The organism is Acidovorax sp. KPB24-03, from assembly GCF_057546605.1.
Map to the genome: position 1 here is coordinate 67475 of NZ_BAAJYR010000002.1, position 15482 is coordinate 82956.

At 56.6% G+C, this 15482-nt stretch carries 12 protein-coding genes and 1 pseudogene; 6 read left to right on the forward strand and 7 right to left on the reverse strand.

The annotated features are described in order from the left end of the window. Nucleotides 1–168: 168 nt before the first annotated feature. From AC27KI_RS00950 to AC27KI_RS00965, 4 genes and pseudogenes are all read right to left on the reverse strand, one after another. Nucleotides 169–390, reverse strand: a pseudogene (locus tag AC27KI_RS00950) (transposase); the annotation flags it as partial. A gap of 441 nt (nt 391–831) precedes the next feature. Further along, on the reverse strand, nt 832–1449 hold the full coding sequence (locus tag AC27KI_RS00955) for a hypothetical protein (protein WP_487112198.1): 618 nt from the start codon (nt 1447–1449) through the stop codon (nt 832–834). Continuing rightward, nucleotides 1446–3284: a UvrD-helicase domain-containing protein gene (locus tag AC27KI_RS00960; protein WP_487112200.1), complete on the reverse strand. Its 1839-nt coding sequence runs from the start codon at nt 3282–3284 to the stop codon at nt 1446–1448. The genes AC27KI_RS00955 and AC27KI_RS00960 overlap by 4 nt, the downstream gene beginning before the upstream one ends. Beyond that, nucleotides 3281–5167, reverse strand: coding sequence for an ATP-dependent nuclease (locus AC27KI_RS00965; RefSeq protein WP_487087519.1), 1887 nt, complete (start codon nt 5165–5167; stop codon nt 3281–3283). The genes AC27KI_RS00960 and AC27KI_RS00965 overlap by 4 nt, the downstream gene beginning before the upstream one ends. 353 nt (nt 5168–5520) lie before the next feature. Here AC27KI_RS00965 and AC27KI_RS00970 point away from each other — a divergent pair, with 353 nt between their 5' ends. Further along, the gene (locus AC27KI_RS00970) at nt 5521–6450 is read left to right on the forward strand and encodes a hypothetical protein (RefSeq protein WP_487112202.1); all 930 of its coding nucleotides are present in this window, start codon (nt 5521–5523) and stop codon (nt 6448–6450) included. A gap of 287 nt (nt 6451–6737) precedes the next feature. Here the strand turns inward: AC27KI_RS00970 and AC27KI_RS00975 are convergent, their stop codons facing one another. Beyond that, nucleotides 6738–7895: an FRG domain-containing protein gene (locus AC27KI_RS00975; protein ID WP_487087523.1), complete on the reverse strand. Its 1158-nt coding sequence runs from the start codon at nt 7893–7895 to the stop codon at nt 6738–6740. 834 nt (nt 7896–8729) lie between these two features. On the opposite strand from AC27KI_RS00975, the gene AC27KI_RS00980 reads away from it, so the two are divergent. Continuing rightward, on the forward strand, nt 8730–9752 hold the full coding sequence (locus AC27KI_RS00980) for a restriction endonuclease (protein WP_487087525.1): 1023 nt from the start codon (nt 8730–8732) through the stop codon (nt 9750–9752). A 194-nt stretch (nt 9753–9946) separates the two neighbouring features. Further along, nucleotides 9947–10159: a hypothetical protein gene (locus tag AC27KI_RS00985; protein WP_487087527.1), complete on the forward strand. Its 213-nt coding sequence runs from the start codon at nt 9947–9949 to the stop codon at nt 10157–10159. Nucleotides 10160–10277: 118 nt separating this feature from the next. On the opposite strand, the gene AC27KI_RS00990 is transcribed toward AC27KI_RS00985, so the two are convergent. Continuing rightward, nucleotides 10278–10607 (reverse strand): hypothetical protein, encoded by a 330-nt coding sequence (locus AC27KI_RS00990; RefSeq protein WP_317357230.1) that lies wholly within the window; start codon nt 10605–10607, stop codon nt 10278–10280. 320 nt (nt 10608–10927) lie between these two features. Beyond that, nucleotides 10928–11155 carry a helix-turn-helix domain-containing protein gene (locus AC27KI_RS00995; protein WP_487087529.1) on the reverse strand — a complete coding sequence of 76 codons (228 nt, stop codon included), beginning with the start codon at nt 11153–11155 and terminating at the stop codon, nt 10928–10930. 303 nt (nt 11156–11458) lie between these two features. Between AC27KI_RS00995 and AC27KI_RS01000 the strand changes: the two genes are divergently transcribed. The 3 genes from AC27KI_RS01000 to AC27KI_RS01010 all read left to right on the forward strand — a co-directional run bounded on the left by AC27KI_RS01000 (nt 11459) and on the right by AC27KI_RS01010 (nt 15472). Next, nucleotides 11459–12010, forward strand: coding sequence for a hypothetical protein (locus tag AC27KI_RS01000; RefSeq protein WP_487087531.1), 552 nt, complete (start codon nt 11459–11461; stop codon nt 12008–12010). Between the two features lie 613 nt (nt 12011–12623). Continuing rightward, a complete protein-coding gene (locus AC27KI_RS01005) occupies nt 12624–13814 on the forward strand; it encodes a glycosyltransferase family 4 protein (RefSeq protein WP_487087533.1) in 1191 nt (396 codons plus the stop codon). A gap of 248 nt (nt 13815–14062) precedes the next feature. After that, nucleotides 14063–15472 (forward strand): undecaprenyl-phosphate glucose phosphotransferase, encoded by a 1410-nt coding sequence (locus AC27KI_RS01010; RefSeq protein WP_487087535.1) that lies wholly within the window; start codon nt 14063–14065, stop codon nt 15470–15472. The last annotated feature ends 10 nt before the right edge of the window (nt 15473–15482 follow it).

Below are 15482 nucleotides of genomic sequence, written 5' to 3' on the forward strand. Positions count from 1 at the left end.
ATGTAAGTCTATGATTTTGCTGAATCTATCCGTGAATTCAGAGAACTATTTGCGGCTAAAAATGCGGCTATTTCAACCACTGAGTTGACATTGTCCGCATCCTTGATGCGCCACAAGACACCTCTCTGGGCTGCTGACCTCGCAGCTCGTGGTGGACGCGCTGATGATGAGGTAACCGTAGATATAGATCTTCAGCAGCACTGCGGGGTGGTAGGACGGGCGCCCCGTAAAGGCAGGCGTTGAGCCTTCGAAACCCAGTGACGCCAAGTTCAACTCGCCGACGAAGACATCAACCACACGGATCGGGTTGTCCTCGGCGATGAAGTCATCCAGGCACTCTGGCAACAGCATGACCTGTTGCCGATCCTGGCCTTCGATGTATATGGACATATTGACCTCGGTGCTCAATATGCCTGTGAAGACTACTGGCGCAGATGTCACGCCGGGTGAGGGTTTTCACACAGCCTCGGTCGATTGCTGGCCAACACGAACGACCGCTGATGGGTATCTCAGGTTTGTAGCGCTGTCCCATCAAGCCTGCCGTCCGGCGACAGACCGCTCACAGCCTGAAGCCGCCACGCCGGAGGTCTGTTCTACAGCGATCTCGGCCATTAGGCGAGTGGCGTCGTGCGACCGGTCCTGCGCCAGTCCCGGTCTTCAAGGTTCCGGCCGGCGTAGATTCTAACCGGCTGGTTTGACGGAAAGGCGGCCGTACGATACTGCTGGCCGCGCTGACGACGTCCGAGGGACCGCTGCAGCGTTCTGCGACCGTTTCAGATGACCCGTTGCTGTCAGTTATTCATACCACGCAGAACGGTTAGCTAGTTGAACTCAAGCTTTCGGGACAGCCGACGCCGGCCAGGGCGTCTCCGGCAGCTCCGTCAGCCGCTTGGCCACGGCCGCGGCACGCTCCTTAGCCTCTCCATCTAGCTCCTCCAGCCGGTCCAACGAATCATCGGCGGGCGGCAGTTTGCCAATCCGCCGCAGGGACCTGGACAGCCTGGCCGCCTTGAGGCCGAGCTTGAGATACAGCTCCCGTCGCATCTCCAAGGTGCTTTCGGCGTCGGTCCAGGCATGGTTCCAGTGCTCGGTGATGCGGCTTTCGGCAAGCGCCTGCTCGCCGGGAAGATTCAGGACGTCGTAGACCAACCGGATGTCGATCGACTTCCAGTCGACCGGAAGATCATGAGGAGCAAAGCTCGGGTCGCGCACCGCCGCCATCTCGGAAGTTTCGTCATTAGGCTCGGGGCCGAAATCCTGAGCTACGGCGGCGCAACCCGTCGCGAAACGGTCCAGTTCGCAGACGACCCGCACGCACAAGTAGGCCGCGTGGTTGCTCTTCTCGCTGTGCCGGGTGATGGCGTCGATCGCCCATTTGCCTAACAAAGCGATGGCAGCGCCGACGACCGCGTAGAGAAATCCGATCAGCTTGTCGTCCATGTCCATCATGGCATTTGGATGGAGTCCGGACTTGCGACCGGCAGGACAGTCGGGACGACCGGATGGCTTGCCAGAACGGGCGCGATCATGACGTGCGCCGTGGCTTTGGCTGCAGGCGCTGCCGCCGCACCTACTTCCACGAATCCTTTGGCGATCAACGCCGGCCGAAGCTCTTTCAGGGCGTTGTGAGGTACAGCTACCCAGAGCAGGTCCCGGGCTCGCGTCGCCGCGACGTAACCAATGCGGCCCAACTCTGTCGTGACGCCGCCCAGCATTTCCTTCACGTGCTCCTTGGTAGTCACATACAGGACGGCGTCCAGGCTTTCTCCCTTGGCCTTGTGCACAGTGTCGATCCGCAGTGCCGTTGCATTGTCATCAGCCAAGTCCTTGGCGCTGATCAGCGGCGTGCTCGGCAACGCCTTCTTAGAAATCTTGTTGCCGAGGTTGGCGACTTGCGTGAAGCCGAAGTCGTTTTCGAGGTCGGTCAGCAGCACTTTGATGCGCGCCAGCAGCTGGGCATGCCACTCCTTGTCGCCCACCAGGGACGACGACGGCAGGCCGGTTACAGGGTAGCGGGTGAAGGCCCAGATCGCCTTGCGCAGTTTCCGGTCATCGGGCTTGTTGGACGGTTGCGTGATCTGGCTCACCAGGCCGTGAGGTGCGTTGTCCAGCAGTGCGACCACCGCGACGGCTACGCGTTGGAACGCCCTGAGGAAGTCTTTGCGGCGATCACGCAGCACCGCGGCGGCGGCGAACAGCTTGACCAGGCCTTGGCCAACCGGTGCCTCGTCGCCACGAAGTGTCCCAGCCAACTTCTTGGCTCGGCACAAGATGGCGGAACGCTTGATGTCCGCGCCGGTGGCTGACATGGCACCCTGGAATGAAGAGATGAGCTGGGGGTGCTGGTCTCCCTTATAGCCGGTGAAGAAGGCACCGTGTGGCGTGCCAGGCGGGGGCCGTTCGGCGACGTCGACGCGGCCGCACAGGCCATTGGCCAAGTCCACGATACAGGGGGCCGAACGGAAGTTCTTCTTCAGCGAGTGCTGCTGAACACCGGCGCGCTGGTGGTATTCGATGAGGAACTTTCCGTCGGCGCCCGCGAACTCATAGATGCCCTGATTGGGGTCGCCGATCAACGTCACGCGAGAGCCGGCACCTATCAGCAGTTCCAGAATGGCCTGATGGACCGACCCGATGTCTTGGGCCTCGTCGATCACGATGTGCGGATAGCGACGTGCAAGTGCGGCGAGAAGTTTCGGTTGCTCCTTCAGCGCCCGGTAGGCCCAGTAGCGCCCGAGGTCGTGGGTATAGGCGCCCGTGCGGCCCAGCTTCGCGATGAGGTTGCGCGCGATGGAGGTGTCGACCAGGTCAGGCTGTTCGTTGAACACGTAGAAGAAGACCTCCTTGCCGTTGACAAACGCCAGCTTCAACTCCTTGATCGACTGAGGAAACGATGACGTCGAGAACTTGAAGCCTTCCAGGAACGTTTCATCGCCCGTCACAAGGAAGGCCGCCCGCGGCGACTGCATGGTCCGATGGCAATGGGGCCGGATCATGTGCGTGGTGATGAATCCGTCGAGCGTGTCGATGTCCACCCGCGATCGGCCGGCGTTGGACGGCAGGCTGCCGGCCAGATCGTCATAGGCCCTGCGGAAGGTGTCGACCGCTACGTTGGAAAAGGATAGCAGCGCCACGCGGCCGCGCGCCTCGCCGAGATTTCGCCGCATCTGCACAACGCGGTGCACGGCGGTCTTGGTCTTGCCACTACCAGCGCAAGCGATGACGCAAAGCGGCACCATCGGCGCGTCGACGACGCCTTGCTGCTCAGGGGTGAGGCCGCTCATAAGGCCGACGTCGCTGCTGCTTTGCAGACGTGCTTGATGGCGTCCTGTATGTAGGCCGGCACATTGAAGGAGACCATCTCGTCTGAAATGACCTGCGCCAGCGACTGAGCAAAGCTGCCTTTCTGGACGTTCTTTGTCTTGCGTTCGAACATGCCGCAGAACAGCGCCTTGGCCTTGGCAGCGTCACCGACCTCCGCGGCGACGGTGGTTCCGAGTGACTTGGCGATCCGAGGCCGCAGTTCCTTCAGCGCTTTCAGCATGGCGGCGCGGTTGTCAGGATCCAGGGCCAGGTCGTACTCGAAAGTCTTGAGGCCATAGAACACTTTGACGTGGCTATCCTCGCGAGCCTTCATCTTCGCGGCGTTCGCCGAGACGGTGAGGGTGTCTCCCGGCGCGGGATATAGCGGCTCGGCATCGTCGTCTTCGTTGTCTTCGTCCTCGGTCGCAGGTGCCGGTGCTACTGCCGGTGCCGCTACTGTCGGTGCCGCAACTGGTGCGGCCACCGCTGGTGCGGCCACCGCTGGTGCTGAAGGCGTAGCAACTGCGCCCGCTGGGACAGGCTTGGGCGCCACTGGGTCGGCATCTGTGAGGACCGCCACCGGGATCTTCAGCGCCTTGTCGCCGAAGAGAGGCAAGAACGAATCGAAGTTCAGCCCCTCGACACTGATCAGGCTCACGCCATGCTGGCGCAGGTTTAAGCCCATGCGCTCGGCGAGCGCGTCTACCATCATGAGCTCGGCCGCGCCTTCGACAAAGATGACCCGACGAGCAAAGAAGAGCTCAGCGCGTGTGACATCGAGGTAGCGCTCTAGCTTCTCGCGTTTCCCTTTGTCGAAGGTAATGCTGCGGGGAAGGAAGGTCTCGACCGCAGCGCCCGTGTCGACGAGGCACACCAGGCTATCCAGGTCGGCAATGCTTGCGAAGTTGGGCGAGTGGCTGGTGACAAACAGCTGGACCGGCTTCTCGCCGTCGATGGCCTGGATGGACTGCAGGTACTGCAGCAGCACGGCTTGAAGCTGCGGGTGCAGATGTGCCTCCGGCTCCTCGACGATCAGTCCGCGGTAGCAGGAGTCTGGGTTCTTGGTCAGCTCGCTGAGCACGACCGCCATGTAGATCAGGTTGTTGAATCCCAGCCCGTTCTGCTCGATCTCGAAGGCGTCCACGACCAACGACAGCCGGGACTTCAAGCTCTTGAAGTCGCTGGCGCTCAGGCCGACTTCCAGCAACTGCGCGAGCTGCGTACCCAGCATGGACTGATGCCGGGTGTCGATGGCCTTCTGTGTATTGACGATGGGCAGGTGCTTCTTCAGCTCTTTGTCGAGATCCTGCAGCGCTTTGTCGATGCCTTTGACACCGTCTTCCTCGGCCAAGAGTTGCAGCAGCCGTGCAAGCTGGCTGGTGCGGCCGGGCTTGAGGCCTTGCGACGCGTCGCGCAGCGGCGGCAGGTAGACGCCTCTGAGGTTCTCCATCATGTCCGTCGTCAGGCCGACGTCCTCATGCTCACCGCACCACCGCTTGGCGCGCAGGCGGCCGCCCTTGTCGGGGTCCGAGTAGCGGATCTTGATGTGCGCTTCGAGTTTTCCTGCCGCGTCAGGCACGAGGGCGGCCAGGAAGTCCGCTTCATCGTCTTCGTCCAGCCCGCTGAACACGTACTCGAAGACGATGTCGCCAGATGGGACACCGCCTTTGGGTCGATGCAGGTCCTCTTCGCCGAGGCGCGGGTAAGGCTCGTCGTGCCCAGCCAGCAGCGCGCGCAAGGCGTCGACCACCGCCGTCTTGCCGACGTTGTTGCCGCCGACTAGGACATTCAGGCCGGCCTGAAATGACAGCTCCGCATGCGCGAGCTTGCGGAAGTTCTTGATGACCAGTTTGGCCAGGTGCATTGTTGGTTTCTCCCTGTCTGAAGGATCTCTTCCTTGCAGTGCATCTCGTCCCGAAAGTGGCCCGTGGCCACCAGGCTCAGCGACCTTTGGCGGGTACCGGTGCTCCTCCGTACATCGAATGCTAGCTGACTGGCGCGCCGGTTCCGCATGTATGAGATATGCGGCGAAGGTCCCGTGCTGAGGCCGCCGGCTTGGGTATCAACCGCGATATGGCTTTCTCCAAATCGACCAGTACGAATGCGAACGCCGGGTCCAACGGCCGGTTCCGGCCACAAGCAGACATCTCTTTCGGAGGCAGAATCGGGGCTAGAAGCGAAAGCTTAAATAGCGACAGATAAAAATTAGGGGATGTGATGAGCCAAATTAAAGGATTGATGCCTGCCAACCCGAAATTCAATGAGGATGATTTACTTATTTTTGTTACACGCATCTTGGAGCGCTCGACCAGCTACAAAAATTTCAGCATTAGGTCTGCATCCAAACATTTGGAAAGAAAGCTTGGTTACGACGCAGATGTTGAAGCACTCTATCAAGTTTATATGCAATTCAAGGTGGCAAAATATGCTTATCAAGAAAATAGCAAGTTTATTAAGGGGCGCAAGAGCTTCGGCTTTGATGATACATTGGGGGTAATGCATTTTGGCCTAAGAGCGCCGCCAGAAAATATAAGTACTCCTGAAGAGTTGCAGCATAATTGCCTTTTTCGACTCTCATTGATATACCCGGGTCGCACAATATATGTCGCGCCCACGTTTACAGACGATAGCCTGCTAAACTCTTTAGCCATTCCATGGCACTATGTCTACTCCCATCTTTCGCCGATGGTCTTGCAGCAGTCTACCATTCAAGTGGGGAAATTAAAATTCTCCTGTTCAAGCATTCCTGTACTGCAAAACCTCGTTTCGATCTTCCCTCATGCGCCAGTTAAAACGTACAAGCATAGCTACGCATTCAACTTCTCCAATGAAGTTTCGTTTCATTCGAGTCCAAAAAATATACCGGATGGTTCCAGATCATTTCTATCTCTGATTACAGAGAAATATTCAGGCGCTATTGGGAATATGGAGGTGCAAGGCTGGGAGAGCCCGGACCAAATCATTGAGATAAATCGATTTATTATTAAAGAGGTTTTTCGCGGCAAAAATTCTCAGCTTCAGAATTTCTTAGATGCAATTGGAGCCGCAGACCAGCGAAATCCAATCCGCTCGCGTTGGGCGCTTAATCGCGCTCTTGAAGAATTTTTCGGAATTCATTCGTTCTGTCTTGTGAAGTATCGAGACTGATGTGCGCAAATCGGCAGGAAGGTTGATTCCTGATGCGTTGCGACGTTCGCTTTCGTAGGTGAACATCAGACTTAGTTATGGCCGCCTTATACTCACAAGGGTCGCCGAGGGATAGGCTGTGTGACGTTCTCCAGGACCGCTGCTGGCTAATAGCAGCTAGCCCAAGTCGGCATACGAATGTTTGCGATCGCGAAGCAGTCGGTCGTAAGTGACGCGCGAGCGTCTGCTTTGGGCCCAAAGCGGACAGTTGGTATATTAAGCCATAACTGAAAAACGTCGCGCAGCCACTAAGATAGTGTTTGATTAGGCTTTAGTGCGAAACGCTTCGCGATGTATTTTGCAGAATTATCAATGTTTGGATAAACTGTTCGTTCATTGATATTTAGCCGATCAAGCTGGGCTAGTATCTCGACTTTATTGCTGATTCCTATCCTAAGAATTTTCATGTCCTCACTTCCTTCTTCTGGGAGTGCTGCGTCATGCCCAAACAATAGAAAGGCACCTGATTGAAAGGATATGCGATTATTTGTGTGCTTGCCCTTTACACAAATGACTGAACGCATGTCGGCAGGTAAAATTCTACCTTCGAAATATGGCTTTTCTTCTTTTATAAAATGGAGCAGTCTTTTAACTGCTTGCTGTTTGTTAAAGCCTTCTATATCTTCCATTCTTGAGTAATCAATATTGCTCTTGTCTTCTTGGGAAAGTCTGGCGAGATTTGCAATACAACTAGCCGTATCGGAGTCAAAGTATTTGACTTTATCAGGCGGGATGAAAAACATAATGACCTCGCCGTCCTGTTGAGCATTGGAGATGCATGCAAAATACAAGCTAATCAGTGGGTTTGATGTAATATCCAGCAGCCTAGTCGGCAGAGAATAATGCTGCGCCCTCACAAGGCGATCTAGTGTGTAAACATCTTCGCGAAAATCTCCAGAATTGGACACGAGAAGCTCGCGGTACATGACGTCTTCGTTATTTAGGTAGATAACGTTGCCTTTTTCGTCCTTCCTTAGCAACGAAGGCTCTAAGAGATAGCCTTTGCGCTTTGAATGTCCCCGATAAAAGACCTCGCTAGTGCCGACACTTAAACGCAATACCGTCTCAACAAAGCTTCCGACGTTGTCTGCGTGGTTTTGAGGCGGAACCGGCTCAGGCAAATCAGAACGATAAATTTTTTTCGAGCCGAAATTAATCCCAGGCACGCCAGCCCTTGACAATACGTCAAAGAGATCTTCGTCCTTAATTGCCCAGTGTGTCCGATTCATTTCCCAATCACGAATGTCAAGTGCCCCCTGAAGAGGCAGTATTGATTCATAAGGAATGGGTTCAATGTTGGGATCAAATTCAAATTCAATATAAAGGTCTTGATTTCGGTTGCGATGTTTGATAGTTTTTAAGCGCCCGATACGAACAGGCTCATCCGTTCCCTCGTATGCAAACATGCATGGTAATTCGAGCAAAGCGTCTATTTGCCGCGACTCCAATTCTCTGAAGCTATCAGCAACATCCGCATCAGTATATTCAAGGAACCTACTGCGGGGATAGACGTACCCAAAACTATTCCAAGCGTCGCGGTTTCCAGATACTAAAAAATTAAACATTGACTTAAAACCCCAGTTGCCGTATTGGACCTCAAGTATTAATTAACACCTGCAAAAAATTCGGCTCCCGCGAATGTCTGCTTCTGGCCGAACGCGGTCATCGCAGCGCCTAGGGCATCGCATCGCTTACAGAGCGTCGAGCCACCCATGCGCGTCCATATGACCTATGAACGCGGCAAGCGAGGCTCCGTCCACCTCAAGCTCGGCACGGTGACCTCCCTTTCGATGAGGCTCGATGGTGAAAACTGAGACGAGCCCCGGTGCGCTCTTCAACGCTGTAACGAGGGCCTCCCTCTCTGCATCACCAGAGGGGAAGGGATGTTGCTTGTGCAGGTAGCGAGGTCCAATTCTCATCACAGCGTCCGCTTCTGGCCGAATTCTGTTCCCTACGCCAAACGGAAGAACGGACAGCCGTACTCTCAACATCGCTCCGGACTTGAGTCATTTGCGACTTCTGTTAGGACCTAGAGAACTTGAATTCTCGTTTAATATTATTCTCAAACAACGTTGACGATTACAGTTGCTGCACAGTAAGACCATCAAAAACACAGACTGCAAGTCACTTTCAGGAGAAAATCGTGTCCAGAATAACCCGCATCGCCCAGCTTAATCTGCAGGTTTTGCAGTCTAAATTACGTTAGCCGCTACAGGCAATCGTCTCCCGGTCTTACTTCCATGACGCATTCAGATCATTCCGGTATCCAGCTTGCCGATTGGCAATTATCATTTGTCGAGCAGTTCATCTCGGATGGCAAACGGCGCACACGCTTGGTTGCCAGCAACGGAATGGGGAAAACGACAGTTGCTCGGTACGCAGCCCGTGAGGTGCTACGACGACAGGGAAATGATTACGCACTCGTTATTAGCCATCACGGCGCTCTCGCAGAATATTGGCGCCGTCGGACTGGAAACGACGATTTAAACTGGGGAACCTCTGCTGATGATCTTCAGACCAGAAAGGCAACTGGACTTTCTGTGTCTTCCCACAATTTGCATACTTCCGATCTCGGTCGTGACATTTTGGAGGTGGGCAAGGATGCAAGCTTTCTTGTCATTGTTGACGAAGCACATGACGCATATCCCCCCTTAGAGGAATATGTTGGCCGTCTGCTTGCTGCAAATAAGCGTTCTCGGTCACTGGCTCTGTTTACGCCGTATCAAGCAATCAAAGTTGGCGGATGGGGTACCGAAGTTGATGCGGAGTACTTTTTTCAATCTGACGTAATTGCGCTTCCAGAATCTCGGGTGGAAGTAGCTCGGTTATCGCCAAGCCACTCAGTTCTTCAGTCTTTGCTCTTGCGCCCTGGCAGCCTAGATGAATTGCACTGGAGACAATTCGAGAAACTCATTGCCGAGCTATTAGAGGCAGATGGCTACACGGTTGAACTCATGCAAGGAACCAAAGACGGTGGCGTTGACGTAGTCGCGGTAAAGGATCACGGGCCGCTCGGCCCATTTAAGACACTCTGGCAGGCGAAGAAGAAGAATCCCGGAAACAAGGTTGGACTGTCGGTGGTTCGGGAGTTAGCGGATACTCGAAATGAGTTTGGTGCATCCAAGGCTTTCATCGTCACCAGCACCTATCTAACACGCGGTGCCATTCAAAGAATCCAAAGGGATTGCTATCAGTTGGGTAAGCTCGACCGAGATGATCTGAATAAATGGATAAGTCAGGTGCTTCATGGCACACGCGGCTAGCACAGCGTTCGAGCGGAGCTGCGCAAACAGCCGCGCAGCCCGCTGAACTCTACGTTAAGCATCAATGATCACAACAGTCCGCGTGATCCTTGGAACCATTCTCTTCGCGCTGTTACTGCCATTCACCCTACTCTATTCACGAATTCGAATGATGAACCCTCGAGAATACGGTCTCAATCAGAAAGACCGGGAGTTTGAAACTGTACGAAAATTCGGCATCGCCAATGCTTCGCGAGTTCGGTCAATGCTTGCTTCAAGAAGTGCGCGCGCCTAGCGATAAGGTACTTGGCGCAATTGTCTTTCTCGCAAACCAGGCATCGGAAATTGGGCACCTTGTCTCGCTGGCCAACAGTGATCCCGAAGCGCAATTTAACGCAGCCACCGTTAAAGATGAAAGAGCCAGGTAGCTCGGTTTCCTGCTTCTCCAATTGGCACTTTTCAGTGCCGCTGAAGCGCCTGCCTAAGTCGAACGTTCAGCGTCCGCTTTCTCCGACGGCCACCGACTGGTATTGGCCGTATGAGGAACTACCCAGCGACGTACATCGAGGTTTCTGGTAGCTCGCCGGCCTTCCAATGCGCGAAGACCTTCTGAGCTGCACGGTCAGCGACCCGACGCTGGCCATCACCGGGCATCGGCTCAAGTAAATCGAACTTCCCAGTCTTCTTGACAAGCTTCAGCCGCCCGGAGACGGCTTCGGCCTGTTCGTTGCGGTTCGGCCCGACGGCACGGTAGAGATTGCTACTGAACTGGTAGACACACTCGCGGTCGTCGTCGGAAACGCGACGCAAACTGATGCACATCCAGTCGAGATACCCACCGGAATCAGGCGTTGATGGCGATGGCTCTGCGGGCATGTTTCTGACGACCACAGGGGTCGCATGGGTTGCTAGAGGGGACTGCTCGGGCTGAATCGTGCCACAGCGAGGAACGTCCGTTCCTGGCCGAATTCTGCCTCATACGGCAAGCGGATAAGCGTCAAGAGCGCACCATGGTTGGACTTGGCACCGTCGTCCCTGAGTTGAGTCCTTTGCGACTGACCGTTGAGCGTGAGTGCTTCAAATTCTCATTTAGCTCCCGAAATTTGCATCTATTCTCAAATAGCGTTGACGATTACATCCGGCGCGTGCAGGGCGTACAGCTTGTTCTTGTCCTTGGATGACAACACTGACGTCTCTCATGAAGGAGCCTTGAGGTAACGCTTCTGCACCCGCTCCATGAACCCGCCTAGTGGCAATTCAAGGGCTTCCGCGAGTCGATAGAGCACGCTCAACGTGGGCTGTTTTCGCGCTACTTCTATCAAGCTGATGTACGGGCGATCAAGATCGCATCGCCCTGCTAAATCTTCCTGCGTGAGTCCCAACTCCTTGCGCCGGGCTTTCAACTCCAATGCGAGCGCGTTCATGAGTGCTTGGTTCGTGCTCGGCCGCATGAACAAATTTGGCATTTATGTATACTTTAGACACGTGTCTATAGACAGCTAAATAATTGCTGTTTGTAGAGGTAGTTTTGTGTTGCATGGCGCAAGCACAGTCTGAAGTTTCGCGAGGAAGTCAATCGCTGGAAGCGCTACTTTTGTGGTGTTGGGATTGGGACGGTCCAATGATCAAGGCGGGAGTTGTCTTGACGCGGCGGTCCAGGCTTCGTCGGCACGCAAGCCATGCAGCACGCATTCATTCACTGGCTTAAATAGCCGCAGGGAGGGGTAATGACGCCGAAGCCATGGCAGCCACAGGTGCTGCAGGATCAACTGACCGAGATGGGACCATCGGAGTCCGATCTGAACTCGACAAAGTACGCGTATCTGGAGTTCCGCAATTCAGGCCGTGTGCACAACGTGACCGTGATGTCCGATCTGGTGAGCAAACTCAAACAGTCCCTCAGCAAAGAGGGTGCAACGTTCCATTTGATACACGGGGAGAATGTGCGCACGGGGGACGCTGCCAGCATGGCAATCGCGGTTGGAGACGCGGATGGCAACACTTACGCCATCGACATGAAGCGCCGTGGCGCCGACGTCACTGTGGCTCGCTTGAAGAAAGCTGCTGCCACGGGGCGTGTTCTTCAGTATGTCGGGCTTTTCATGGGCTTGATCGGTGTTCTGCTGATTCTGGCCATCGTGGGCGCACCTATGGTTGTTCTCGGAATATTGGCGTGGCGCAATGGCAAGAAGATGGCAGTCGGGTGTCGCGCGCAAGTGGGCCTGTTGGAGCAGCAAATTGCCATGGTGGCCAGCATCTCTGGCGCACGATTGCTCTAGTCCCGTGGGGATGTGTCCAGTACGTTGCGCGATGCCCCCTCTGCACACGTTGGGCTTCCCCCAATTTCCCGGACGCCTTTTAAGGGCTGTGACGTCTCGGATGCGCGCACCACACTCAGCTGTGTTTACGACTTTAGGCAAACAAGCAGATAGCCAATCAACGCGCGCAGCCGCATGGATGCTGGACCTCTGTTTACGACTTTAATTGGCCAGAATAACGCGAATCAGGTCGTGAATCAGCCTCGGCATCCAGGTGGGTGCTCCGGCTCCAAGCCCATGCCTTTTCCTGGTTGATGCTCCCATATATGAATTGGTGTGGGTATCAAGGAGCCTGCATAGAAGAGCGTTCTGAATGTCCCAGCCATGGCCTGCACAAGGGGCTCGGCCACTGGATCGCTCTTCGGCAGCCCACATACAATCAACGCCACTCTGAACATGACAAGCCGCCATGTTCAGACGCCACCAGCTGCACTCTGGCATTTTCCCGCACTCCTTTGGAATGCAGGGATGCCAGTGCAGTCGCTGTCGAGCGCCCCGGCAGGCTCGTCAATGGCACATCCGCAGCCCCTGTGTCCACCAGGGAGATCCCGTCAACTCGAGAGGTGAGTCGGCAGTGAACGTCATTCTGGCCACGGAATCGATCCGACACCCGTTGACCGGGATTGGCCGCTACACGCACGAACTGGCACGGCATCTTGCCGAACTGCCGCAGATCGAATCCTTGCGGTTCTTGCACGGGCATCGGCTCAGTGAACAGCTGCCAGAGCCCGGGGTCGCAAGGACCGTCATCCCTTGGATTGGAGATCGTCTTTCACGGTTTCACTGGACTCTCGACACGTATCAGCGTTTGAATCAAGTCGCCAAAGCGCAGGCGCTACGCGGTTCAGGCGCCGCGATCTTTCACGGTTGCAACTATTCTTTGCCGCATCACGACGGGCCCTGTGTCGTGACTTTTCACGACATGTCGATTTACCGCTGGGCGCAGTGCCACCGTGCAGATCGGGTGCGTTACATGCGCAAGGAAGTGGCTTTATCGTTGCGCCGGACGCAGCTCATCCTCACGGTGTCGGAGTTCTCCCGACGCGAAATTGCGGCGCAGTTTGATTGGCCGCTGCAGCACATACGGGCCATACCGCTTGCATGCAGCGGTGCTTTCCGTCCTCACAATGACGCGGAACTGGTTGCGCCTTTGCAAGCGGCAGGATTGAGGCAGGATGGCTACAGTCTTTTCGTGGGCACGATCGAGCCACGAAAGAACCTGCTGAACCTCATGGACGCTTATGCCCAATTGCCTGCGGCATTGCGTGCAAGATGGCCGTTGGTGGTCGTCGGTCATCCTGGCTGGAACAGCTCGGCTGAACACGAGCGCATGCGCCTGGCCGAACAGGCCGGCTGGCTGCGTTACCTCGGCTATATCGAAGACATTCGCCTGCCCGCACTCTTCGCTGGCGCACGGCTCTTCGTTTTCCCTTCGCTGTACGAGGGGTTCGGCCTGCCGGTCTTGGAGGCCATGGCCACGGGCACACCGGTTCTGTGCTCGGATGCGGCGGCGCTACCAGAAGTCTCCGGCGAGGCTGCAGCCTTGTTTGAACCGATGGACGTGAAAGCGCTGGCTGCCCAGCTGGCGCGCGGCTTGGAAGACGAAGCCTGGCGCACTGCCGCAAGCGCCGCAGGGCGTCAACGCGCCGCGCAATTCAGCTGGCAACGGTGTGCCGAACTCACCGCTCAAGCCTATCGTGACGTTCTCACGGGGACAGGTGCCGTACGGCGAACGGCCGGCTCCCTTGTCTCCGCCACGACCTGATCGCCCATGAACTGCGAATTGGCCGGCAGCAAGCCCAGTGACGCGTTGACGCGGCGAGTTGACGCTGTGCGCGAGCATGGGCCTGCTGTTTGCGGCAAAGCTGAAGTCTTAAGATTCTGTATGCATCGCCCTGGAGGCGGGGGTGCATGCGACCAAGGCAACCACAATACAGAAGACGGTATGGAGGAGAACCAGTTGCGGTTCATTTTCGCGGCGACCCGCCCGCGCGCTCCGAAGGACTATCCCGCATGAGCGTGATGGAGCGATTGTTGGCCCACGTGGCCGTGTCCCCGCGCGCGGCCGGCGACGGGATGGCAATGGCCGCGGCAGTGTTGAAACTGGCGGACATGGTGGTGGTGGTTGCCAGCGGGTTGCTCGCGTACGCGTTGCGGACAGGGCATGTCGAGTTGCCTGATGCGCCCCACTATTTCTATGCCCTGCTGGCCGGAGCACTTCTCAATTTGTTCGTGTTCGTGCAACTGGCGCTGTATCAAAGCTGGCGCTTGGCGCTTCCCTCCATGGTGCTGGGGCGGCTGCTGTGGGGATGGTGCCTGGTGCTGGTCGCCCTGGCGTCGCTGAGTTTTTTAAGTAAAACGGGCCCGAGCTTTTCCCGTCTGTGGTTCTTGTACTGGGCGGGGATCGGAATCCTCGGTTTGGTCGGCGCACGGGTGCTGCTGGATCGACTGCTGCGCTGGCTGCACTCCCGTGGCATCGGCAATCGGCGGGTTGCGCTCCTGGGGCCGCCGGACAGGGTGGCGCAGGTGTCGGAGCGCATCCAGCGTGGCCCCTGGTCAGGCATCGAGGTGATTCCCGTGCCGCCCGCGATCAATGCGGGGGACTTCGCCGCTTTGCCAGACTGGTTGAGTCAGCACAGCGTCATCGAAGTCTGGCTGGCTTGGCCGATGCGCGACGAGCGGCTGATTCGCGAGAGCGTGCGCAATCTGGACGCCAGCTGTGTCGAGATTCGATGGATTCCGGACATTTTTGCGTTCCGTCTGATTCACCATGGGATGGCTGAAGTGGTCGGAACTCCCATGCTGGAGTTGTCGGTGCGCCCCTTGTCCCTCACCTCGCAACTCGTCAAGTTGGTGGTTGACAAACTGATCGCCAGCGCGGTGCTCGTTCTGGCGAGCCCGTTGCTGCTGGCGCTGGCCGTGGGCGTCAAGCTCTCGAGCCCGGGGCCTGTGATTTTCCGGCAGATGCGGCATGGGTGGGACGGGAAGGCTTTCGAGGTGTGGAAGTTTCGGAGCATGCATGCCCACGATCCGGCAGAAGCGCCGCTTCAGACCTCGCGCACGGACTCGCGGGTGACCCGCTTTGGTGCGTTCCTGCGCCGTACCAGCCTCGATGAGCTGCCGCAGTTCGTGAACGTGCTGCAGGGACGGATGTCGATCGTCGGGCCGCGGCCGCATGCACTGCGACACAATGCGGAATATCAGGATCTGATCCCGAACTATCTGCAGCGGCACCGGGTCAAGCCGGGCATGACGGGATGGGCGCAGGTCAACGGGTTGCGCGGAGAGACCCACTCGCTGGAAAAGATGCGCAAGCGTGTGGAGTACGACCTGTACTACATCCAGCATTGGTCGCTCTGGCTGGATCTGAGCATCATTGCGCAGACCTGCGCGATCGTGCTGTTCGATCGCGATGCTTACTGACAAGGCCGGA